At 59.6% G+C, this 21,582-nt stretch carries 21 protein-coding genes; 12 read left to right on the top strand and 9 right to left on the bottom strand.

Annotated elements, in window-relative coordinates:
* Nucleotides 1-3: 3 nt before the first annotated feature.
* From hycE to hycA, 5 genes are all read right to left on the bottom strand, one after another.
* The gene (gene hycE / locus AC0TOY_RS18175; RefSeq protein WP_148769288.1) at nucleotides 4-1,713 is read right to left on the bottom strand and encodes a formate hydrogenlyase subunit HycE; all 1,710 of its coding nucleotides are present in this window, start codon (nucleotides 1,711-1,713) and stop codon (nucleotides 4-6) included.
* Between the two features lie 15 nt (nucleotides 1,714-1,728).
* Nucleotides 1,729-2,652 carry a respiratory chain complex I subunit 1 family protein gene (locus tag AC0TOY_RS18170; protein ID WP_473722287.1) on the bottom strand — a complete coding sequence of 308 codons (924 nt, stop codon included), beginning with the start codon at nucleotides 2,650-2,652 and terminating at the stop codon, nucleotides 1,729-1,731.
* A gap of 1 nt (nucleotide 2,653) precedes the next feature.
* On the bottom strand, nucleotides 2,654-4,468 hold the full coding sequence (hycC, locus tag AC0TOY_RS18165) for a formate hydrogenlyase subunit 3 (protein WP_473722286.1): 1,815 nt from the start codon (nucleotides 4,466-4,468) through the stop codon (nucleotides 2,654-2,656).
* Nucleotides 4,465-5,073: a 4Fe-4S dicluster domain-containing protein gene (locus tag AC0TOY_RS18160; protein WP_023308971.1), complete on the bottom strand. Its 609-nt coding sequence runs from the start codon at nucleotides 5,071-5,073 to the stop codon at nucleotides 4,465-4,467. Before AC0TOY_RS18160 ends, hycC begins: the two co-directional genes overlap by 4 nt.
* Before the next feature lie 70 nt (nucleotides 5,074-5,143).
* Nucleotides 5,144-5,608 carry a formate hydrogenlyase regulator HycA gene (gene hycA, locus AC0TOY_RS18155; protein ID WP_208763225.1) on the bottom strand — a complete coding sequence of 155 codons (465 nt, stop codon included), beginning with the start codon at nucleotides 5,606-5,608 and terminating at the stop codon, nucleotides 5,144-5,146.
* Between the two features lie 211 nt (nucleotides 5,609-5,819).
* Here hycA and hypA point away from each other — a divergent pair, with 211 nt between their 5' ends.
* The 10 genes from hypA to AC0TOY_RS18105 all read left to right on the top strand — a co-directional run bounded on the left by hypA (nucleotide 5,820) and on the right by AC0TOY_RS18105 (nucleotide 15,749).
* Nucleotides 5,820-6,170, top strand: a complete 351-nt coding sequence (gene hypA, locus AC0TOY_RS18150) for a hydrogenase maturation nickel metallochaperone HypA (RefSeq protein WP_029739533.1) — start codon at nucleotides 5,820-5,822, stop codon at nucleotides 6,168-6,170.
* Between the two features lie 3 nt (nucleotides 6,171-6,173).
* On the top strand, nucleotides 6,174-7,037 hold the full coding sequence (gene hypB, locus AC0TOY_RS18145) for a hydrogenase nickel incorporation protein HypB (RefSeq protein ID WP_473722283.1): 864 nt from the start codon (nucleotides 6,174-6,176) through the stop codon (nucleotides 7,035-7,037).
* Entirely contained in the window at nucleotides 7,028-7,300 is a 273-nt protein-coding gene (locus tag AC0TOY_RS18140; protein WP_024909236.1) for a HypC/HybG/HupF family hydrogenase formation chaperone, read from the top strand. The genes hypB and AC0TOY_RS18140 overlap by 10 nt, the downstream gene beginning before the upstream one ends.
* Before the next feature lie 2 nt (nucleotides 7,301-7,302).
* Nucleotides 7,303-8,424, top strand: a complete 1,122-nt coding sequence (gene hypD, locus AC0TOY_RS18135) for a hydrogenase formation protein HypD (protein WP_473722281.1) — start codon at nucleotides 7,303-7,305, stop codon at nucleotides 8,422-8,424.
* A complete protein-coding gene (hypE, locus tag AC0TOY_RS18130; RefSeq protein ID WP_473722280.1) occupies nucleotides 8,421-9,431 on the top strand; it encodes a hydrogenase expression/formation protein HypE in 1,011 nt (336 codons plus the stop codon). Before hypD ends, hypE begins: the two co-directional genes overlap by 4 nt.
* Nucleotides 9,432-9,488: 57 nt before the next feature.
* Nucleotides 9,489-11,561: a formate hydrogenlyase transcriptional activator FlhA gene (flhA, locus tag AC0TOY_RS18125; RefSeq protein WP_473722279.1), complete on the top strand. Its 2,073-nt coding sequence runs from the start codon at nucleotides 9,489-9,491 to the stop codon at nucleotides 11,559-11,561.
* Between the two features lie 154 nt (nucleotides 11,562-11,715).
* A complete protein-coding gene (gene eitA / locus AC0TOY_RS18120; RefSeq protein ID WP_267217491.1) occupies nucleotides 11,716-12,714 on the top strand; it encodes a siderophore ABC transporter substrate-binding protein EitA in 999 nt (332 codons plus the stop codon).
* The gene (locus AC0TOY_RS18115) at nucleotides 12,714-13,751 is read left to right on the top strand and encodes a FecCD family ABC transporter permease (RefSeq protein ID WP_048993019.1); all 1,038 of its coding nucleotides are present in this window, start codon (nucleotides 12,714-12,716) and stop codon (nucleotides 13,749-13,751) included. The genes eitA and AC0TOY_RS18115 overlap by 1 nt, the downstream gene beginning before the upstream one ends.
* The gene (gene eitC, locus AC0TOY_RS18110; protein WP_267217490.1) at nucleotides 13,751-14,512 is read left to right on the top strand and encodes a siderophore ABC transporter ATP-binding protein EitC; all 762 of its coding nucleotides are present in this window, start codon (nucleotides 13,751-13,753) and stop codon (nucleotides 14,510-14,512) included. The genes AC0TOY_RS18115 and eitC overlap by 1 nt, the downstream gene beginning before the upstream one ends.
* Nucleotides 14,513-14,528: 16 nt before the next feature.
* Nucleotides 14,529-15,749, top strand: a complete 1,221-nt coding sequence (locus tag AC0TOY_RS18105; RefSeq protein ID WP_473722277.1) for an MDR family MFS transporter — start codon at nucleotides 14,529-14,531, stop codon at nucleotides 15,747-15,749.
* Nucleotides 15,750-15,754: 5 nt separating this feature from the next.
* Here AC0TOY_RS18105 and AC0TOY_RS18100 read toward each other — a convergent pair whose 3' ends face one another.
* Nucleotides 15,755-16,099 (bottom strand): nitrous oxide-stimulated promoter family protein, encoded by a 345-nt coding sequence (locus tag AC0TOY_RS18100; RefSeq protein ID WP_024909244.1) that lies wholly within the window; start codon nucleotides 16,097-16,099, stop codon nucleotides 15,755-15,757.
* Nucleotides 16,100-16,274: 175 nt separating this feature from the next.
* Here AC0TOY_RS18100 and AC0TOY_RS18095 point away from each other — a divergent pair, with 175 nt between their 5' ends.
* Both AC0TOY_RS18095 and mutS read left to right on the top strand, forming a co-directional pair.
* Nucleotides 16,275-16,505: a SymE family type I addiction module toxin gene (locus AC0TOY_RS18095; protein WP_473722276.1), complete on the top strand. Its 231-nt coding sequence runs from the start codon at nucleotides 16,275-16,277 to the stop codon at nucleotides 16,503-16,505.
* A gap of 113 nt (nucleotides 16,506-16,618) precedes the next feature.
* Nucleotides 16,619-19,180: a DNA mismatch repair protein MutS gene (gene mutS, locus AC0TOY_RS18090; RefSeq protein WP_061714546.1), complete on the top strand. Its 2,562-nt coding sequence runs from the start codon at nucleotides 16,619-16,621 to the stop codon at nucleotides 19,178-19,180.
* A gap of 139 nt (nucleotides 19,181-19,319) precedes the next feature.
* Here the strand turns inward: mutS and AC0TOY_RS18085 are convergent, their stop codons facing one another.
* The 3 genes from AC0TOY_RS18085 to AC0TOY_RS18075 are packed head-to-tail and all read right to left on the bottom strand — an operon-like array spanning nucleotide 19,320 to nucleotide 21,571.
* Complete coding sequence (locus tag AC0TOY_RS18085) at nucleotides 19,320-19,541, bottom strand: non-oxidative hydroxyarylic acid decarboxylases subunit D (protein ID WP_003862116.1); 222 nt, start codon at nucleotides 19,539-19,541, stop codon at nucleotides 19,320-19,322.
* A gap of 10 nt (nucleotides 19,542-19,551) precedes the next feature.
* The gene (locus AC0TOY_RS18080; RefSeq protein ID WP_024909247.1) at nucleotides 19,552-20,979 is read right to left on the bottom strand and encodes a non-oxidative hydroxyarylic acid decarboxylases subunit C; all 1,428 of its coding nucleotides are present in this window, start codon (nucleotides 20,977-20,979) and stop codon (nucleotides 19,552-19,554) included.
* The gene (locus AC0TOY_RS18075; RefSeq protein ID WP_024909248.1) at nucleotides 20,969-21,571 is read right to left on the bottom strand and encodes a non-oxidative hydroxyarylic acid decarboxylases subunit B; all 603 of its coding nucleotides are present in this window, start codon (nucleotides 21,569-21,571) and stop codon (nucleotides 20,969-20,971) included. The genes AC0TOY_RS18080 and AC0TOY_RS18075 overlap by 11 nt, the downstream gene beginning before the upstream one ends.
* Nucleotides 21,572-21,582: the final 11 nt, after the last annotated feature.

The following is a 21,582-nucleotide window of genomic DNA, read 5'->3' as shown; positions in this document are numbered from 1 at the left end:
TCCTTATTTCAGCGGCGAGTTCTTACGCTCGATGCTGTAGCGCTCAAGCTCTTTGTACGGCACCACCTGGCTTTTCTTCTTGCGCACATCGACCACGGTCATGCGGTCGGTGCAGGAGTAGCACGGGTCGAGGCTGCCGATGATCAGCGGCGCGTCAGACACGGTGTTACCGCGCAGCATGTAGCGCAGGGTTGGCCAGTTGGCGTAGGTGGCCGCGCGGCAACGCCAGCGGTAGAGCTTCTGGTTGTCGCCGGTCATGCTCCAGTGGATATCGTCCCCGCGCGGCGCTTCGGCAAAGCCGAGGGCAAAGCGGTTCGGGATGTAGGTGAAGCCCTCCACCATCAGCGGGCCGCCCGGCAGGTTGTCCAGACCAAAGTCGATCATATTCAGCGCGGTGAACACCTCGTTGATGCGCACCTTGAGCCGCGAGATGACGTCACAGCCCTGCTCGCTGTGCACGGTCATCGGCAGCAGGCCGTAGCCGACGAACGGGTGATCGGCGCGGGTATCGCGGGCGTGGCCGCTGGCGCGCACCATCGGGCCGACGTTGCTGAAGTCGCGGGCGATCTCCGGGTCAAGGCGGCCAATGCCGACGGTGCGCTGCTCGATGTTTGGCGTGCTGAGAAGCATGTCCACCAGCTCCTGCACGTCGCGGCGCATCTGCTGCGCCAGCTGGCGGGTCTGGATCATGTCGTCCTTCAGCAGGTCGCGGCGGATCCCGCCGATCAGGTTCAGGCCGTAGGTTTTACGCGCCCCGGTGAGGATCTCCGCCATCTTCATCGACGCTTCGCGCACGCGGAAGAACTGCATAAACCCGGAATCAAAGCCGACAAAGTGGCAGGCCAGGCCGAGGTTCAGCAGGTGCGAGTGCAGGCGCTCCACCTCCAGCAGAATGGCGCGGATCATCTGCGCGCGCTCCGGCACCACGATCCCCATGCCGTTCTCCACCGAGGTGGTGTAGGCGGTGCTGTGGGCAAAGCCGCAGATGCCGCACACGCGGTCAGAGAGGAAGGTCACTTCGTTGTAGCCCATGCGGGTTTCCGCCAGCTTTTCCATGCCGCGATGGACGTAGAACAGGCGGTAGTCGGCGTCGATAATGTTTTCACCGTCGACGAACAGGCGGAAGTGGCCCGGCTCGTCAGAGGTGACGTGCAGCGGGCCGATCGGCACCACGTTATTCTTCTTGCTGCCCAGCTCGTTGATAAACTCGTAGGTTTCGCTGTCGGTGGTCGGCGCCGGACGCTGGCGGTAGTCCATGCTGTCTTTGCGCAGCGGATAGAGCTCGTCCGGCCAGTCGTCCGGTAGCACCAGGCGGCGCTCGTCCGGCAGGCCGACCGGCACCAGGCCGTACATGTCGCGCACTTCGCGCTCGCCCCAGACGGCGGCAGGCACGCGCGGCGTGACGGACGGATATTCCGGCTTATTCGGGTCGACTTCGACGCGCACGGTGAGCCAGCACTTCTCGCCCTGCTCCATCGACATCACATAGTACACCGCATAGCTGCCGCACAGCTGGCGCTCGTCGTTGCCGAACAGTACCGACAGCCAGCCGCCCTGCCGGTAGTAGAGAAACTCCACCACTTCCGGCAGGTAGTTCACCTTAATAGTGACGGTTACCTGGTCTTTGGTTTGCCAGGATTCCTCCAGCACCACGCCGGGGAAAGCCTGATGCAACGCGGCGAGATACTGCTGACCTTTCTTTTCTTCAGACATAAAAATTCTCTTTAATCACGCCACCAGCAAGGAGACGAACGCTAAAAATGCAAAACCAAAACCGGCCCAGGTGATGCGTGACGTTTCGACAAAACGCAGGCGCGCCATGCTGTTTTCGAACAGGGCAATCACCAGCACGCCAACCAGCAGCTTGAGGACGGCAACCACGACGGCCAGCAGCAGACCGCCCGCGGAGAAGTGCGTCATCTGCCCCCACGGGAAGAAGACGCCGACAAACATCTGCAGCACCACCAGCTGTTTGAGGCTGATGCCCCACTTCAGCACCGCGAAGCCGTAGCCGCTGTACTCGGTAAGCGGCCCTTCCTGCAGCTCCTGCTCGGCTTCGGCCAGGTCGAACGGCAGTTTGCCCATCTCAATGAAGGTGGCGAACGCGCAGGCGCACAGCGCCAGCACCAGCGGGATTGAGCACGCCACCGGCCAGTGGTAAACGGTGTGGGTGATAAAGCTGATGTGGGTGGAACCCGCCACCTGCGCGGCGACCCACAGCCCCAGCAGCAGGATCGGCTCAACCAGCACGCCGAGCATCGCCTCGCGGCTGGCACCGATGCCGGTAAACGGGCTCCCGGTGTCGAGGCCCGCAATCGCAAAGAAGAAACGGGCGATGGCAAAGAGGTAGATAAGCGTAATCAGATCCCCGAGCGCCGGCAGCGGCGATCCTACCGTCACCACCGGCAGCGCGGTGGCGATGGTCAGCATGACGCCCACCATCACGAACGGCGTCAGGCGGAAGACCCAGCCTGCGGCATCCGGCGCCACGCTCTGACGAGAAAGCAGTTTGAAGATATCGCGGTACTCCTGAAGCACCCCAGGCCCGCGACGGTTGTGCATCCGGGCGCGCGCCACGCGCGTGATGCCCGACAGCAGCGGCGCTACGGCGAACAGCACCAGCGCCTGAAGAATTGCCAGTAACAGACTCATGTCAGGCTCCTCGTGAAATCACAATGACCACCAGCACCGCCAGCTCGATGACCGCCAGACGGCGGAACAGCGCGGGCGCGGCGGCGCTCTGCCAGCCGGGTACCCAGGCCACCGGATTCAACCAGTGGCGCAGCTTCAGCACGGCGGCGAAGTTCTCCTTCACCGGCATGGCGAAACCGTGGGCGGTGATAACCATCGACTGTTCATGTTCGTAGCCGCAGGCCCACGCCGCACCGCGCGCGCGGGAGGTGAGCCTGTCGCGTTTGAAGAACAGCATCAGGACGAGCGGCAGCAGCGGTGCGCCAATCAGCAGCAGCGCGATCATAGGCTGAGAGACGGTGGTATTCGCCACGGTCAGCGGCAGCGGAATGGCGTTGCCCAGCAGCGGCAACAGCCACGGTGCGGCGACGCCGCCCGCGATGCAGCACAGCGCCAGCGCGACCACGCTCACGCCCATCAACAACGGTGCGCAGCAGGCGTTTTCAGCTTCGCGGGTGCGCGGCGCGCCGAGGAAGGTCACGCCGTAGACTTTCGCCATGCACATCACCGCCAGCGCCCCGGTAATTGCCAGCCCGACCGCCAGCAGCGGGCCGAGCAAACGCGCGATAAAGAGATCGCTCTGACCGAGCGCGAAGAAGGACTGATAGATCACCCACTCCCCGGCAAAGCCGTTCAGCGGCGGCAGCGCGGCCATCGCCATCAGCCCGACCAGCATCGCCAGTGAAATTACCGGCATCTTTTTGCCAATCCCGCCCAGCTTTTCGATGTCCCGATGGCCGGTGCGGAACCAGAGGCTTCCCGCGCCGAGGAACAGGGTGCTTTTAAACAGGCTGTGGTTAACGAGGTGATAAAGACCGCCGATAAAACCGGCCGCGATTAGCGCCGGATGATTGAGCGCCAGCCCGGTTACGCCCGCGCCAATACCGAGCAGGATGATGCCGATATTTTCAAGCGTGTGGTACGCCAGAAGACGCTGGATATTGTGCTCCATCAGCGCGTACAGGCCGCCGACGAACGCGGTAATCATTCCGGCGATCAGCAGCACAACGCCCCACCATAGCGGCGGTTGTCCGCCGGTCAGCGTAATCGCCAAAATTCCGAACAGACCCACTTTCATCACCACCACCGAAAACAGCGCGGCGGCGGGCGCGGAGGCATTCGCATGCGCCTGCGGCACCCAGCCGTGCAGCGGGATGATGCCAGCGAGCAGGCCAAAGCCGATAACGCCCAGCAGCCAGACGTCATTCCCCAGCGGATGCCCGTTGAGCGCAGAGAAATCCAGCGTGCCAAAGCGTTGCCACACCAGCCAGCAGGCCAGCACCAGCAGCAGCGCCCCCAGGCGTCCCAGCGCAAACCACAGCTTGCCGGAGGCGCTGCAGCCCGTCAGGAACACGCCGAACAGCGCCATGATCTCCGCCATCACCACCAGCGCGCCGAGGTTGCTGGCGATAACGGTACAGACCGCCGTCGCCATCAGCAGATTGACCAGCAGGCCGTTGGCTTTAGCGTGCGGGTGGCGGTGCCAGTCGATATTGAACAGGCTGATAAACAGCCCGCACAGACCAAACGTCACCAGCCAGATGGCGTTCAGGGGCGTGATCTCAACGGTGTGCCGAATCAGCGGCATCACGGTTTCTGCGGACTGGCCGCCGAGCAGGACAACGCCGCCTGCCGCCAGCGTCATCAGGCTAGCTACCGCCCCGCCAATCCCGGCGATCGCGCCGCTCAGGGTTTTATGGAATGAGAAGATCAGCGCCAGAACAGCGGCGGCAGTAAAACAGGCTACCGCGCTGGTAATCATCATTGCCGCGTTCATTTCGCCCCCTCGTTAAGCGCCTGTAGCAGAGAAAGGTCGCCAAAATCACTGTTGATGGTCAGCTCGCGTTTACGCTTGCTGGTACGGGCGATGTCGCGAATGTTAACCAGAATCAATGCCTTAGTCGGGCAGGTGCGCACGCAGGCCGGACCCTGCTCATCGAAGCTGCACAGGTCGCACTTCACCGCCACGGCGCGGATGCCGGGCACCCAGTCCAGCAGCGTGCTTACGCGTGCCGGAGCCGGTGGCGCAGGCGGGGCTTTTGGCGAGTTAGCGTTCGCCGGAATGTGCAGCGGACGGCTGCCGGAAAATTCAATCGCGCCAAACGGGCAGGCGATGCCGCACAGCTTGCAGCTTACGCACAGGCTTTCGTTCAGCTGGACAGCGCCATCAACACGGGTGATGGCATTCACTGGGCAGACACCCGCGCAGGGAGCATCTTCGCAGTGATGGCAGAGCTGCGGGGCAGACTCTTTTTCATTACGCATGACGTGCAGGCGCGGCATGGACTGCAGCCCATGCAGGCGATGCGTTTCCGAACACGCCGCCTCACAGGTTCGACAGCCAATACAGACCGTCGAGTCGGCAATTACAAAACGGTTCACCGGGTCATCCTCTGGTGATAGTCATTTTTGACGAAAAACTGTCTTGTCGACACTTCTCGACACGCAAGGGTCAGGCCACGTTCGCTGAGGCATTTCCGTCCATCAGCTGCTTCAGGTTGACCGGGAGATCGCGTTCAACGGCGGCGTACAGGCCGTTATAGACCGGCGCGATTTTTTCCAGATAGTGCTCCAGCACCTGCTGGCGATCGCGGTTGCTGACGTGGCCGTCCACCATGCCGTCGGCCATCAGCTGCGCCTTCGCAATACACTGTTTTTCGCCGTCTTTTGTCTCGAGGTGGTACTCAATGGTGTGGCTGTTGAAGTTATCCGCCAGGGTCACGTTAATGGTGAAATGGCCGAACAGGACAAAGCTCATATCCCCCTGTGCCGCGCAGCTCATCGCGTGGTGAAGACGCGCTTTCGAGAGGGTAATGCCCTGAACCAGCGAGTTGCAGTAAAGGTGCCACTGGTCCTGCAGCTGCTGATGACGCTGCGCGATGTAATCCGCTTTTTCGCTGATTTCCCAAATAGTCATAGAAGGTATCCGTTTAATGGAGATAGCGGCTGTTAAGCAGATTCCATGCCAGTTTTTATCAATATGATTTTTAATGGATTTAATTGCAAAACCGCTGTCAACGCCGCGGTGTCGACGTGTCATTTCGACAGCGTTGACATCGTCACGCCTTAACAAAAATCAAGCTGGCACCGTTATTGCATTCAATGGCGCAATTCACTGAGGAGGCGTCATGCACGAAATCACCCTCTGCCAGCGGGCTCTGGAACTTATCGAGCAGCAGGCAGTGCAAAACCACGCGAAACGCGTTACCGGCGTCTGGCTGAAGGTCGGGGCGTTTTCCTGCGTCGAGACCAGCGCCCTGAATTTCTGTTTTGAACTGGTGTGCCGCGGCACGCTGGCGGAAGGCTGCGAACTGCATATTGAAGAGCAGCAGGCGGAATGCTGGTGCGAGCAGTGCCAGCAGTACGTCACCCTGCTGTCATCAAAGGTTCAGCGCTGTCCGCAGTGTCAGAGCACCGGTCTTCGCATCGTGGCGGATGACGGCATGCAGATCCAACGTCTCGAAATCGAGAAGGAGTAAAGTATGTGTAGTACCTGCGGTTGCGCCGAAGGCAACCTGTATATAGAAGGGGATGAACATCGCCCCCATTCCGCGTTTCGCTCCGCGCCCTTTTCTCCTGCCCCACGCCCTTCTGCGGCACTGACCGGTATCACCTTCGCTCCACAGCGCTCCGATGCGGGCGATCTGCACTACGGCCACGGGGAGGCGGGGACCCACGCACCGGGCATCAGCCAGCGCCAGATGCTGGAGGTGGAAATCAACGTGCTGGACAAAAATAATCAGATAGCCGCCCGCAACCGCGTCCGCTTTGCCACCCGCAAACAGCTGGTGCTGAATCTGGTCTCCAGCCCCGGCTCCGGCAAAACCACGCTGTTAACGGAAACGCTCAAACGCCTGAACGGGCGCGTCTCCTGCGCGGTGATTGAAGGCGACCAGCAAACCGTTAACGACGCGGCGCGTATTCGCGAAACCGGCACCCCGGCGATTCAGGTTAATACCGGCAAAGGCTGCCACCTGGATGCACAGATGATTGCCGACGCCGCCCCGCGTCTGCCGCTGGCGGATGATGGCATTCTGTTTATTGAAAACGTCGGCAACCTGGTCTGCCCGGCGAGCTTCGACCTGGGCGAACGGCACAAGGTGGCGGTGCTTTCGGTGACCGAAGGCGAAGACAAACCGCTGAAGTACCCGCATATGTTTGCCGCCGCGTCCATCATGCTGCTGAACAAAGTCGACCTGCTGCCGTACCTGAATTTCGACGTGGATAAGTGCCTGGCGTATGCCCGTGAAGTGAATCCAGAGATTGAGATCCTGCTGGTCTCCGCCACGCGCGGTGACGGCATGGACAGTTGGCTACAGTGGCTGGAGAACGAGCGATGTGCATAGGCGTACCTGGGCAAATTTACGCCATCGACGGTAATCAGGCCAAAGTCGAGGTCTGCGGCATCCTGCGCGACGTGGACCTGACGCTGGTGGGCAACACAGATGAAACGGGCGCATCGCGTCTCGGCCAGTGGGTGCTGGTGCACGTGGGGTTCGCCATGAGCGTAATTAACGAAGCGGAAGCCCGCGACACGCTGGATGCGTTGCAGAACATGTTTGACGTGGAGCCTGACGTGGGCGCGCTGCTATACGGCGAGGAGCGGTAATCATGCGTTACGTTGATGAATACCGCGCGCCGGAGCAGGTGCTACAGCTGATCGGCCACCTGAAAACGCGCGCAGCGCTGCTGGACTACACGACAGAAAGACCGCTGCGGATCATGGAGGTGTGCGGCGGGCACACGCACGCCATCTTCAAATTTGGCCTCGACCAGCTGCTGCCGGAGAACATCGAGTTTATCCACGGCCCCGGCTGCCCGGTCTGCGTGCTGCCGATGGGGCGCATCGACAGCTGTATTGAAATTGCCAGCCAGCCCGACGTCATTTTCTGCACCTTTGGCGACGCGATGCGCGTGCCGGGGAAAAACGGCTCGCTGCTGCAGGCAAAAGCGCGCGGTGCGGACGTGCGGATCGTCTATTCGCCGATGGATGCCCTGACGCTGGCAGAGAATAATCCCGCGCGCAAGGTGGTGTTCTTTGGCCTGGGGTTTGAAACCACCATGCCCGCCACCGCCATCACGCTGCAGCAGGCGAAAGCGCGCGGCGTCGATAACTTTTTCTTCTTCTGCCAGCACATTACGCTTATCCCCACCCTGCGCAGCCTGCTGGAAGAGCCGGGAAACGGCATTGACGCCTTTCTGGCACCGGGGCATGTCAGCATGGTGATTGGCACAGACGCCTACGGTTTTATCGCTGAACAGTACAATCGTCCGTTAGTGGTCGCTGGTTTCGAACCACTTGATCTACTGCAAGGTGTCACCATGCTGGTTGAGCAGAAAATAGCGGCCCTGAGTGCAGTGGAAAACCAGTACCGGCGCGTGGTGCCGGATGCGGGAAATGAACGGGCACAGCAGGCGATAGCCGACGTGTTTAGCGTTGAGGGCGACAGCGAATGGCGTGGTCTGGGGCTGATTGCCGAATCCGGCGTGCGCCTGACGTCAGCCTATCGCACATTCGACGCCGAAGCGCATTTCCGCCCGCAGCCGCAGCAGGTTTACGACGATCCCCGGGCCCGCTGCGGCGAGGTGCTCACCGGCAAATGCAAACCGCATCAGTGCCCGTTATTTGGCAATACCTGCAACCCGCAAACGGCGTTTGGCGCGCTGATGGTCTCCTCCGAAGGGGCGTGTGCCGCGTGGTATCAGTATCGCAACCAGGAGAGTGAAGCATGAATACGGTTGAAATGGCGCACGGCAGCGGCGGACAGGCGATGCAGCAGTTGATTAACCGGCTATTTATGTCGGCCTTTAACAACCCCTGGCTTGCCGAACAGGAAGACCAGGCGCGCATTGACCTCGCCCCCCTCACCGCCCAGGGCGACAGGCTGGCCTTCTCCACCGACAGCTACGTCATTGACCCGCTGTTCTTCCCGGGTGGCGATATCGGCAAGCTCGCCGTCTGCGGCACGGCCAACGACGTGGCCGTCAGCGGCGCCGTTCCGCGCTACCTCTCCTGCGGGTTTATCCTCGAAGAGGGCTTGCCGATGGAGACGCTCACGGCAGTGGTTAACAGCATGGCGCAGACCGCGCGCGAGGCGGGGATAGCTATCGTCACCGGCGATACCAAAGTGGTGCAGCGCGGCGCGGCCGACAAGCTGTTTATCAACACCGCCGGCATGGGGGCGATCCCCGCCGATATTCACTGGGGCGCGCAGCAGCTTAGCATGGGCGACGTGCTGATCGTGACCGGAACGCTGGGCTGCCACGGGGCGACCATCCTGAACCTGCGCGAAGGCCTGGGGCTGGACGGGGAACTGCGCAGCGACTGCGCGGTGCTCACCCCGCTGATTCAGACGCTGCGTGCCGTACCCGGCGTCAAAGCCCTGCGGGACGCCACGCGAGGCGGTGTGAATGCCGTGGTCCACGAATTTGCAGCAAGCTGCGGGTACGGGATTGAACTCACCGAGCGCAGCCTGCCCGTTAAGCCCGCCGTTCGCGGGCTTTGCGAACTGCTGGGGCTGGACCCGCTTAACTTCGCAAACGAAGGCAAACTGGTGATTGGCGTTGAACGCGCGGCCGCGGAAGCCGTTCTTGAACAGCTGCGGGCTCATCCGTCAGGAAAAGAGGCGGCAATGATTGGTGAAGTGGTTGAGCGCAAAGGGGTGCGCCTGACCGGGCTTTATGGCGTGAAGCGCACGCTGGATCTGCCGCACGCGGAACCTTTACCCCGTATTTGCTAGAACCGCGCCAAAAGCGGTCAGCACGGATTTTTTTGCTCGTTTTTACTGGAAAGCACTATGCCGTATACACCGATGAGCGATCTTGGACAGCAGGGCCTGTTTGACATCACGCGCACACTTTTACAGCAGCCCGATCTCGGCGCGCTGAGCGATGCCCTGACCCGGCTGGTCAGGCAGTCGGGGCTGGCCGACAGCGCCGCGATTGTACTGTGGCATAGCGGAACGCACCGCGCGAGCTACTACTCAACGCGTGACAATGGCAAAACGTTTGAATACGAAGACGAAACGTATCTCGCGCATGGCCCGGTGCGCCGCATTCTCTCCCGACCTGAAGTGCTGCACTGCAACTTTGAGGAGTTCCGCCAGGCGTGGCCGCGGCTCGCGGAGAGTAACCTCTATCAGCCTTTCGGGCATTACTGCATGTTGCCGCTGGCGGCAGAGGGTCAGATTTTTGGCGGCTGCGAGTTTATCCGCACCACCGACCAGCCCTGGAGCGAGGCGGAATACGAACGCCTGCACACCTTTACCCAGATTGTGGCCGTCGTCGCTGAGCAGATCCAAAGCCGCGTCACCAATAATGTGGATTACGACCTGCTGAGCCGCGAACGCGACAACTTCCGCATTCTGGTCGCCATCACCAACGCCGTGCTGTCACGGCTCGACATGGATGAACTGGTGAGCGAAGTCTCGAAAGAGATACACCACTATTTCAAAATCGACGCCATCAGCATTGCGCTTCGCGGCCATCGCAAGGGCAAGCTGAACATCTACTCCACGCATTATCTTGATGAAGCCAACCCGGCACACGAGCAGAGCGAAGTAGATGAAGCGGGGACCCTTTCTGAACGAGTCTTCAAAAGCAAAGAGATCCTCCTGCTCAACCTGAACGAGCAGGACCCGGTAGCGCCGTACGAGCGGATGCTGTTTAACACCTGGGGCAACAAAATTCAGACCCTGTGCCTGCTGCCGCTGATGTCCGGCAACACCATGCTGGGCGTGCTTAAGCTGGCGCAGTGTGAGGAGGGCGTGTTCACCACCGCCAACCTGAAGCTGCTGCGTCAGATCGCCGAACGTATTTCCATCGCCCTGGATAACGCCCTCGCCTATCAGGAAATTCATCGTCTGAAAGAGCGTCTGGTGGATGAGAACCTGGCCCTGACCGAACAGCTCAACAACGTGGACAGCGAGTTTGGTGAAATCATCGGGCGCAGCGATGCCATGTACAGCGTGCTCAAGCAGGTCGAGATGGTGGCGCAAAGCGACAGCACGGTGCTGATCCTAGGCGAAACCGGTACGGGTAAAGAGCTGATTGCCCGCGCTATTCACAACCTGAGCAACCGCAACAGCCGACGGATGGTGAAGATGAACTGCGCCGCGATGCCCGCAGGGCTGCTGGAAAGCGATCTGTTCGGCCACGAACGCGGTGCATTCACCGGGGCAAGCAGCCAGCGGCTGGGCCGTTTTGAGCTGGCGGACAAGAGCTCGCTGTTTCTCGACGAAGTGGGCGATATGCCGCTGGAGCTACAGCCGAAACTGCTGCGCGTGTTGCAGGAGCAGGAGTTTGAGCGCCTGGGAAGCAACAAGCTAATCCAGACCGACGTGCGGCTGATTGCCGCCACCAACCGCGATCTGAAAAAAATGGTCGCCGACCGCGAGTTTCGCAGCGACCTTTACTATCGCCTGAACGTGTTCCCTATCTTCCTGCCGCCGCTGCGCGAGCGCCCGGAAGATATCCCCCTGCTGGTCAAAGCGTTTACCGCCAAGATCGCGCGCCGGATGGGGCGAAATATCGACAGCATTCCTGCCGAGACGTTACGTACCCTTTCATCGATGGAGTGGCCCGGCAACGTGCGCGAGCTGGAAAACGTCATCGAACGTGCGGTGCTGCTGACGCGCGGCAATGTGCTGCAGCTCTCCCTGCCTGAAGTGACGCTGCCTGACGTGAGCGTGCCCGCCGCCGAGACAGCGAAAGAGGGAGAAGATGAATATCAGCTCATTATGCGCGTACTCAAAGAGACCAACGGCGTGGTCGCCGGGCCAAAAGGTGCCGCCCAGCGTTTAGGGTTAAAACGCACTACCCTGCTGTCGCGCATGAAGCGACTCGGGATTGAGAAAGAGAGCCTGGTTTAAGCCCCCCAATCCGGCGGTGTTGCTCTGACACCGCCTTTCGTTACCCTGCGCAATTGTCCCTCATTGACACAAAATCGTTTCCTCTGTATAAAATTCCGCCTTAATAATGAGTTTCATTTGCATCAATAATAATATTAATCAAGGGTAGCGTTTCATGAAGAAGGTCATCTGCGCGTTAGGCCTGGCGGTTGCGTCGGTCAGTTCTGCTCTGGCAACCACATATCCTCTGACCATTGAAAACTGTGGCTATAAAGAAACATTCACCAAAGCGCCGGAACGCGTCGTGGCCCTGGGCCAGAATACCGTCGAAATTTTGCTCCTGCTGGGGCTGGAAGATAAGGTGAAGGCCAGCGCCTTCTGGCCAACGAAAGTGTTGCCGCAGCTGGCGGAACAGAACGCAAAAATCAAAACCCTGACGGTCGAAATCCCTACCCTTGAATCCGTGCTTGCGCAAAATCCCGACTTTGTCCCCGCCCAAACGCCGCTGTTGCTGGGACCGGAAAGCAAGGTAGCAAAACGCGAAGACCTGATGACCCTGGGCGTGAACAGCTACGTGTCACCGGGCATGTGCGCGACAAAAAAAGCCACCGGCGATATGTACGGCAGCCGCCAGAAACTGTGGGATATGACGTATCTCTATCAGGAGATTGAGGATTTCGCCAAAATCTTTAACGTTGAAGACCGCGGTCAGGCCGTGATTGCCGATTTCAAAAAGCGCGAGGCCGACCTGCGTAAGGAATTCAGCAAGAACAAAAAAGACCTGTCGTTTGTCTTCTGGTTCTCCAGCTCCTCCCCCTCTGCGGACGCCTACGTCGGCGGTAAAAACAGCCCTTCCGGGTTTATCGCGAGCCTGATGGGCGGGCATAACGCCATCACCTCCGAGACCGAATGGCCGACCGTGGGTTGGGAGAGCATTATTGCCGCCAATCCGGATGTGATTGTGGTCTCCAGCCTGGATCGCAACCGCTGGGCGCTGGATAACGCACAAGAGAAAATCAAATTCCTGAAGAGCGATCCGGCGGTCAGCCAGCTGGACGCCGTGAAAAAAGGCCATATCGTGGTGATGGACGGCCAGGCCATGAACCCGACGATTCGCACGATTTACGGGGCTGAGCAGGTCGGCGAACAGCTCAGAAAACTGGGGCTGAACTGATGACATCCGCCGTTCTTCAGGCCCGGCAGAGCCTGGTTCTGACGACCTCGGCTTTGCTCGCCCTGGTACTGTTATTTCTGGTGATCGCCCTGAGCGTCAGCGTAGGCGAGCTGTCCATCCCGCTGGATAACGTGTTTTACGCCATCAGTAATAAAATGGGGCTTACCGAGGTTCCGCTCACTCGCATCTATGAGAGCGTCATCTGGGACTTTCGCCTGAGCCGCGCGCTGGTGGCGGCCTGCTGCGGCGCGGGGCTGGCCATCTGCGGTGCCGTATTGCAGAGCCTGCTGAAGAACGCGCTGGCGGAACCCTACGTGCTCGGTGTGTCCGCGGGCGCGTCGACCGGGGCGGTTTCTGTCGTCGTATTGGGGATCGGCACCGGTGCGGTGTCTCTCTCCGCCGGTGCCTTTGCCGGGGCGTTCGCCGCGTTTGCGTTTGTCGCGTTTCTGACGAACGGCGCGCGCGGCGGGAATGAACGGACCATTCTGGCAGGGGTCGCCGCCTCGCAGCTTTTCAACGCCATTACCGCCTACACCATCAGCACCTCCGCCAGCGCCCAGCAGGCGCGCGACGTAATGTTCTGGCTGCTGGGCAGCTTCAGCGGCGTACGCTGGCCTGAATTCCAGCTGGCGCTGGTCGTGGTACTGATTGGATTAGCCGTTTGCCTCTACTATTCCCGGGCGCTGGATGCCTTCACGTTCGGTGATGACGCCGCCGCCTCTTTAGGTATTGCCGTCCCGTGGGTGCGCCTGACGCTCTTTACCACTACCGCGCTGATTACCGCGACCATCGTCAGCATGGCGGGGTCAATCGGCTTTGTCGGGCTGGTGGTGCCGCACGTGATGCGCTTCCTGTTCGGGCCGCTGCACCGCACGCTGCTGATTGCCAGCGCGCTGGCAGGGGCGATCCTGATGGTGCTGGCAGACATTGCCTCGCGCATGCTGATTGCACCGCAAAGCCTGCCCGTCGGGGTGGTCACCGCGCTGGTGGGCGTCCCCTTCTTTGCCGTGATTATCTACCGTTCAAGGAATAAGTGATGAGCATCTGTGCGGAAAATATTACCTGGAAGGTCGGCAAAAAGGTCATCGTTAATGACGTCTCGCTGAAGGTGTCACGGGGCGAAACGGTAGGACTGCTTGGCCCTAACGGCTGCGGGAAATCGTCTCTTTTACGGATCCTCGCGGGGCTGCGTCGCCCGGATGCTGGCTGCGTTACCCTGGACGGGCAGGACATCTCCCGCATCGCCAAAAAGCAGCTTGCCCGCCGGGTCGCCTTCGTGGAGCAGCACGGCATGACGGACGCCAATATGCGCGTGCGCGACGTGGTGAAACTTGGGCGTATTCCACACCACTCCGCCTTTTCCAACTGGAGCAACCACGATGACGAGACCGTCACCGCCGCTCTACAGCGCGTGGATATGCTGGATAAAAGTGGCCAGGGCTGGCTGAGCCTCTCCGGCGGCGAGCGCCAGCGCGTCCACATTGCCCGCGCGCTGGCCCAGACCCCGACGGAAATCCTGCTGGATGAACCGACCAACCACCTGGACATTCATCATCAGATGCAGCTGATGCAGCTGATCAGCGAATTACCGGTCACCAGCATTGTCGCTATCCACGATCTTAACCACGCCTCGATGTTCTGCGACTCGCTGATTGTGATGCAGAAAGGGCAAATTGTGGCGACGGGGACACCGCAGGACATCTTATCCGAGTCGTTGCTCTGGGATGTCTTCCGGGTCAAAACCAAAATCGAGATCTCGCCGTTCCATGGCAAAAAGCACATCCACTTTATCGTTTAGGGGCGAGTGAAAAACGATGCTCCTTCGCCCCGCCACCACGCTCTGGCCGCCCGTCTTACTGGGTAGCCAGTTTGTTTTTAACATCGGCTTTTACGCCGTAGTCCCCTTCCTGGCAATATTCCTGCGCGACGATATGCTGCTCTCCGGCGGACTGATCGGGCTGATCCTAGGCCTGCGCACGTTCTCTCAGCAGGGGATGTTTATCGTCGGTGGTGCGCTCTCAGATCGGTTTGGCGCGAAAGTCGTTATCCTGAGCGGGTGCATGATTCGCGTTGCGGGCTATCTGCTGCTGGCGTTTGGAGGCTCGCTGTGGCCGATTATTCTGGGTGCGTGCCTGACAGGCGTGGGCGGCGCGCTGTTTTCTCCGTCTATTGAGGCATTGCTGGCGAAAGCGGGCACGCACAGCGAGGCGAAAGGTAAACGAAGTCGGGCGGAGTGGTTCGCGCTCTTTGCGGTCTGCGGGGAACTCGGTGCGGTACTGGGCCCGGTTGCCGGCTCCCTGCTCACCGGCCTGGGCTTTCGCCAGGTGGCGCTGGCGGGCGCAGGGGTCTTTATCGTTGCGCTGGTGGTGCTCTACTTTTGCCTGCCCGCGTCACGCCACGCCCCCCGGACGCTGAAGCTCGTTCCCTGGTGGACGACGTTCCGCCAGCCGCGCTTTGTCGCCTTTATCATTGCCTACAGCTCGTGGCTGTTAAGCTATAACCAGCTCTATCTGGCGCTGCCGGTGGAGATCCAGCGCTCTGGCGGTAACGAGAAAGATCTCGGCCCGCTTTTTATGCTGGCCTCGTTGCTGATCGTTGCATTACAGCTGCCGCTGGCGCGTTTCGCCCGGCGCGTGGGCGCGGTGAGGCTCCTGCCGGTAGGCTTTTTGCTGCTTTCAGCCGCCTTCGCGAGCGTGGCGATGTTTGCCCCGATGACGCCGCCGGAAGGCTGGCTGCGCTTACTGCCTTCCGTCTGCTTTGTGACGCTGTTGACGCTGGGACAGATGCTGCTGGTGCCATCGGCGAAAGATCTGATCCCTCGGTTTGCGGAGGAGTCCACGCTTGGCGCGCACTACGGGGCACTCGCCACCGCCGGGGGCATTGCGGTACTGGCAGGAAACCTGGTGTTTGGCAGCCTGCTGGATCGCGCGCTGGTGCCCTCAACGCAGGCAATGTATCCCTGGCTGCTGCTGGCCCTTTTCCCACTCTGCAGCGCGCTGGCCCTGAACGTGATTTGCCGTCCGCTGAGACGCTGAACCGATCACTTTTTCGGACGGTACTTCTCCGGCAGTTCCGGTACGGGACGACGATCATCAATCAGATGACGAACGGTCAGGATAGGATGACGCCATAACATACGCGGACCTGCCCAGCGCATGACCTGCTTCATCTCTTCACGTCTGGCAGGCTGGTAGCAGTGTACCGGACACTGCTTGCAGGCAGGCTTGTCCTCACCGAAAACGCACTTATCCAGGCGCTTATCGGCATACGCATTGAGCGCCTGATAATGCCCTTCCTCCTGAGATGCCTGCGGACACTGCTTTTCATACAACGCGATCATTTTCGCGATGGTCTCTTTTTCTCGTGAGATGCGTTTACCGGACATAACGGCCTACCGAATAATAAAGTGCATTAATAATACACTTTTAAGCACTGTATTTCAGCGGTTGCATTTCGTTTCCTGAAGCCTGATTCCAGTTTTAACCCTGCACCGACCGATAATCACTGGTATTTTATACAGGCATCAGAAATGACCTTTGTCCGTGTTGTCTGGAGACCCTATGCAAGAGCTCGCTATCAGCAAACCCTATCGCCATTTAAGAGTGGGATATTTTAGAAAGCGCCATGAAGACCGCAATACCAAGATACCAAAGCGTTACAGCGTACATGCGGCGCTGAGCTTAAAAGGTGACTGGCTTGAAAAGGCGGGGTTTACGACCCATTCCAGAGTCAGAGTGGGCGTGGAGCATGGAAAAATTATCATTGAATTAATGTCGGAAGACGGCTCGTAAAGCCACGACATTTTTCTGCGCCGGACCTTTTTTTCATGCGACAATAGAAGGAACAAACGGCCACTGAGCCGATCAAAACGGTTTATATTCAAAGAAATGGACATCATAACTCCATGAGCACAATCGACAATTTCGACGCACATACGCCGATGATGCAGCAGTATCTGAAGCTGAAGGCACAGCATCCGGAAATCCTGCTGTTTTACCGTATGGGTGATTTTTACGAGCTGTTTTATGACGATGCTAAGCGTGCATCGCAGCTGCTCGACATCTCGTTGACCAAACGTGGCGCATCGGCAGGTGAACCCATCCCGATGGCAGGTATCCCGCACCACGCGGTAGAAAACTACCTGGCGAAACTGGTGAATCAGGGTGAATCCGTCGCCATCTGCGAACAGATCGGCGATCCGGCGACCTCAAAAGGCCCGGTGGAACGCAAAGTCGTGCGCATCGTCACGCCTGGCACCATCAGTGATGAAGCCCTGTTACAGGAGCGCCAGGATAACCTGCTGGCAGCGCTGTGGCAGGACGGTAAAGGCTTTGGCTACGCGACGCTGGATATCAGCTCCGGACGTTTTCGTCTGAGTGAACCGGCTGACCGTGAAACGATGGCAGCCGAACTGCAGCGCACCAACCCGGCAGAATTGCTCTATGCCGAAGATTTCGCCGAAATGGCGCTGATTGAAGGTCGTCGTGGGTTGCGTCGTCGTCCGCTGTGGGAATTCGAAATTGATACCGCGCGCCAGCAGCTGAATCTGCAGTTTGGCACCCGCGATCTGATTGGCTTTGGCGTTGAAAATGCCCCGCGCGGGCTGTGTGCGGCAGGGTGTCTCCTGCAGTACGTGAAAGATACCCAGCGCACCTCCCTGCCGCATATCCGCTCTATCACCATGGAGCGCCAGCAGGACAGCATCATCATGGATGCCGCCACGCGCCGTAATCTGGAGATCACGCAGAACCTGGCGGGCGGCGTAGAAAACACGCTCGCGTCGGTCCTCGACAGTACGGTAACGCCAATGGGCAGCCGCATGCTGAAACGCTGGCTTCATATGCCGATTCGCGATACCGCTACGCTGGTTTGCCGTCAGCAGACGATTGCCGCCCTGCAGGATCGCTATACCGAGCTGCAGCCTGTCCTGCGCCAGGTGGGCGATCTGGAGCGTATCCTGGCTCGTCTGGCGCTGCGCACGGCACGACCGCGCGACCTCGCGCGGATGCGTCATGCTTTCCAGCAGTTACCGGAACTCCGTGCACAGCTGAGCGACGTTGACAGCGCGCCGGTACAGAAACTCCGCGAAACCATGGGCGAATTTACCGAGCTACGCGAACTGCTGGAGCGCGCCATTATCGATGCGCCTCCGGTTCTGGTGCGTGATGGCGGCGTGATTGCCCCTGGCTACAACGAGGAACTGGACGAATGGCGCGCGCTGGCCGACGGTGCGACGGACTACCTCGACAAGCTGGAAATCCGCGAACGCGAACGTCTCGGGCTCGACACCCTGAAAGTGGGTTATAACGCGGTACACGGCTACTATATTCAGATCAGCCGCGGGCAGAGCCATTTGGCGCCGATTCACTACGTGCGTCGCCAGACGTTGAAAAACGCCGAACGCTACATCATTCCTGAACTGAAAGAGTACGAAGATAAAGTCCTTACCTCGAAGGGTAAAGCGCTGGCGCTGGAAAAACAGCTTTATGACGAGCTGTTCGACATGCTGATGCCGCACCTGGCCGACCTGCAGCTGAGCGCCAGCGCGCTGGCGGAACTGGACGTGCTGGTGAACCTGGCAGAACGCGCGGAAACGCTGAACTACACCTGCCCGACCTTTACCGACAAGCCTGGCATTCGTATCACTGAAGGTCGTCACCCTGTGGTAGAGCAGGTGCTGAATGAACCGTTCATCGCCAACCCGCTGAGCCTGTCACCGCAGAGAAGAATGCTGATCATTACCGGTCCGAACATGGGCGGTAAGAGTACCTATATGCGTCAGACGGCGCTGATTGCCCTGCTTGCCTATATCGGCAGCTACGTCCCGGCGCAAAACGTGGAGATTGGCCCCATCGACCGCATTTTTACCCGCGTCGGGGCAGCGGACGATCTGGCGAGCGGTCGCTCTACCTTCATGGTCGAGATGACCGAAACGGCAAACATTCTGCATAACGCGACGGAGCACAGCCTGGTGCTGATGGACGAAGTCGGACGCGGAACGTCAACCTATGACGGTTTGTCACTGGCATGGGCCTGTGCGGAAAGCCTCGCGAATAAAATCAAGGCCATGACGCTGTTCGCTACCCACTACTTCGAGCTGACGCAGCTGCCGGAGAAAATGGAAGGGGTTGCGAACGTTCATCTGGATGCGCTGGAGCACGGCGATACCATTGCCTTCATGCACACGGTGCAGGATGGCGCGGCGAGCAAGAGCTATGGCCTGGCCGTCGCGGCGCTGGCAGGTGTACCGAAAGAGGTGATCAAGCGCGCGCGTCAGAAACTGCGTGAACTGGAAAGCCTCTCACCGAATGCGGCGGCGACGCAGATTGATGGTACGCAGATGTCGCTGCTGGTACCGGCGGAAGAGACATCGCCTGCCGTGGAAGCGCTGGAAAACCTCGATCCGGATTCACTGACGCCACGTCAGGCGCTGGAGTGGATTTATCGTTTGAAGAGTCTGGTTTAGTTCTCTGCGGTCTTTTGCCCGGTGGCGCTGCGCTTACCGGGCCTACGGGTTTTGTAGGCCGGGTAAGGCGAAGCCGCCACCCGGCAAAACAGACCGCACGATGTTATCGCCCGGTAAGCACAGCGCCACCGGGCTTTTTTTACAACAGCGGCGGGATCGTCGGCACCTGAGGCGCCTCATCAATATCCTTCTGCGTCATGCGGAACGCTTCCGGATAATGCTCACGGCTGGTACGACGCAACGGTTCAGTGTCGCGCCAGGTATACAAACAATGCTGGCACTGGTAAACGGTCCAGACCCCTTTTACCGGCGACGTCGCCATCACTTCAATATGCTCATCGGCACAACGTGGACAAATCATCTTTTCCTCCTTATTGGCGTGCTGCCAGCATCGCGGTCAGTTTTTCGGCCCAGGCTTTGGTTTCTGGGAGATCCTGTACCGGCTGGCTATAGTGGCCACGGGTGTCCGGTGCGACAGGCGTAGTGGCATCGATAATCAGTTTGTCGGTAATGCCCGCCGGGCTGGATCCAGGATCCAGTTCCAGCACCGACATGTTCGGCAGTTGCACCAAATCCCCTGCAGGATTCACTTTCGATGACAGCGCCCACATCACCTGCGGGAGGTTGAACGGATCGACATCCTCATCCACCACGATCACCATCTTCACGTAGCCCAGACCGTGCGGCGTGGTCATGGCACGTAAACCGACCGCGCGGGCAAAACCGCCGTAACGTTTTTTGGTGGAGATAATCGCCAGCAGACCGTGGGTGTACATCGCGTTAACCGCCTGCACTTCCGGGAATTCTGCTTTCAGCTGCTGGTAGAGCGGCACGCAGGTAGCCGGTCCCATCAGATAGTCGATCTCGGTCCACGGCATGCCAAGGTAAAGGGATTCGAAAATCGGTTTGGTGCGGTAAGAGACTTTGTCGATACGGACAACCGTCATGTTACGGCCACCGGAGTAGTGCCCGGTAAACTCGCCGAAAGGCCCTTCGATTTCACGCTTGCGGCCTTCAATCACCCCTTCCAGGATCACTTCAGAACCCCACGGCACGTCGAAGCCGGTCAGCGGCGCGGTGGCAATAGGGTACGGGCTTTCACGCAGCGCGCCGGCCATTTCATACTCGGACTGATCGTATTTCAGCGGCGTGGCGCCCATCAGGGTGATGATCGGGTCGTTGCCGAGGGTAATCGCAATCGGCAGGTCTTCGCCGCGCTCTTCCGCTTTGTGCAGATGCAGAGCGATATCGTGCATCGGTACCGGCTGCAGGCCGAGCTTGCGCTTGCCCTTCACTTCCATGCGGTAGATCCCGACGTTTTGCTTGCCGAAGTGATCCGGGTCAAGCGGATCGCGCGAGACGACACACGCTTTATCGAGATAAAAGCCCCCGTCACCGTCGTTCAGACGGAACAGCGGCAGAATATCGAACAGGTTGATGTCTTCACCGTCCACCGTATTCTGCGCCCAGGCCGGGTTAGCGCGGCGCTCCGGTGTGACGGGGAATTTATCCCAGCGGCGGATAAACTCGTCGATCTGTTTTTTTACCGGAGTGTTCGCCGGCAGCCCCATCGAAATGGCGTGGTTCTGCCAGGAGCCGATGGTGTTCATCACCACGCGGGCATCGGTAAAGCCACGAATGTTGTCGAACCACAGCGCGGGCGCGCCGTCGCCAATGCGGCCGGTCGCGTTGGCTGCCGCTGCCAGATCGGGCTCAGCGTTTACCTCTTCCTCAATTTTCAGCAGTTGCCCTTGCTCATCGAGCGCCTGGAGGAAGCTTCTCAAATCATCAAATGCCATCTTTATTCTCCTGTGAAAAATGTTTCGCCTCCCGCAGCCCGTTCCAGCGTCGCGCCTTTTTATGCTCCAGACCGAACTGGTCGAGCACGCGGGTCACAATATGCTGGGTAATGTCATCTGCGGTCTGAGGGTGGTTGTAATACGCAGGCATAGGCGGCACCATCGCCACGCCCATGCGGGAGAGCGCAAGCATGTTCTCAAGATGAATGGTGCTGAGCGGCGTTTCACGGGGAACCAGCACCAGCTTGCGCCCCTCTTTCAACACCACATCCGCCGCACGTCCCACCAGCCCTTCGGCGTAACCCGCGCGGATACCCGCCAGCGTTTTCATGCTGCAGGGAATGACGATCATGCCGTCGGTGCGAAACGAGCCGGAAGAGATAGTGGCGGCCTGGTCAGCCGGGCTGTGGACAACGTCAGCCAGCGCAGCGACGTCCTGCGCGGTGTAAGGCGTTTCCAGCTCAATGGTGGTTTTTGCCCACTTAGACATCACCAGATGGGTTTCCACCTCCGGCATGTCACGCAGTGCCTGCAATAAAGCCACACCCAGCGGCGCGCCCGTTGCTCCCGTCATTCCTACTATCAATCTCATTCATCACCTCA

The sequence above is a fragment of the Enterobacter sp. PL_is379 genome (assembly GCF_055817355.1).
Note: the sequence above shows the minus strand (reverse complement) of the source record. Positions and strands in the feature narration are given on the sequence as shown.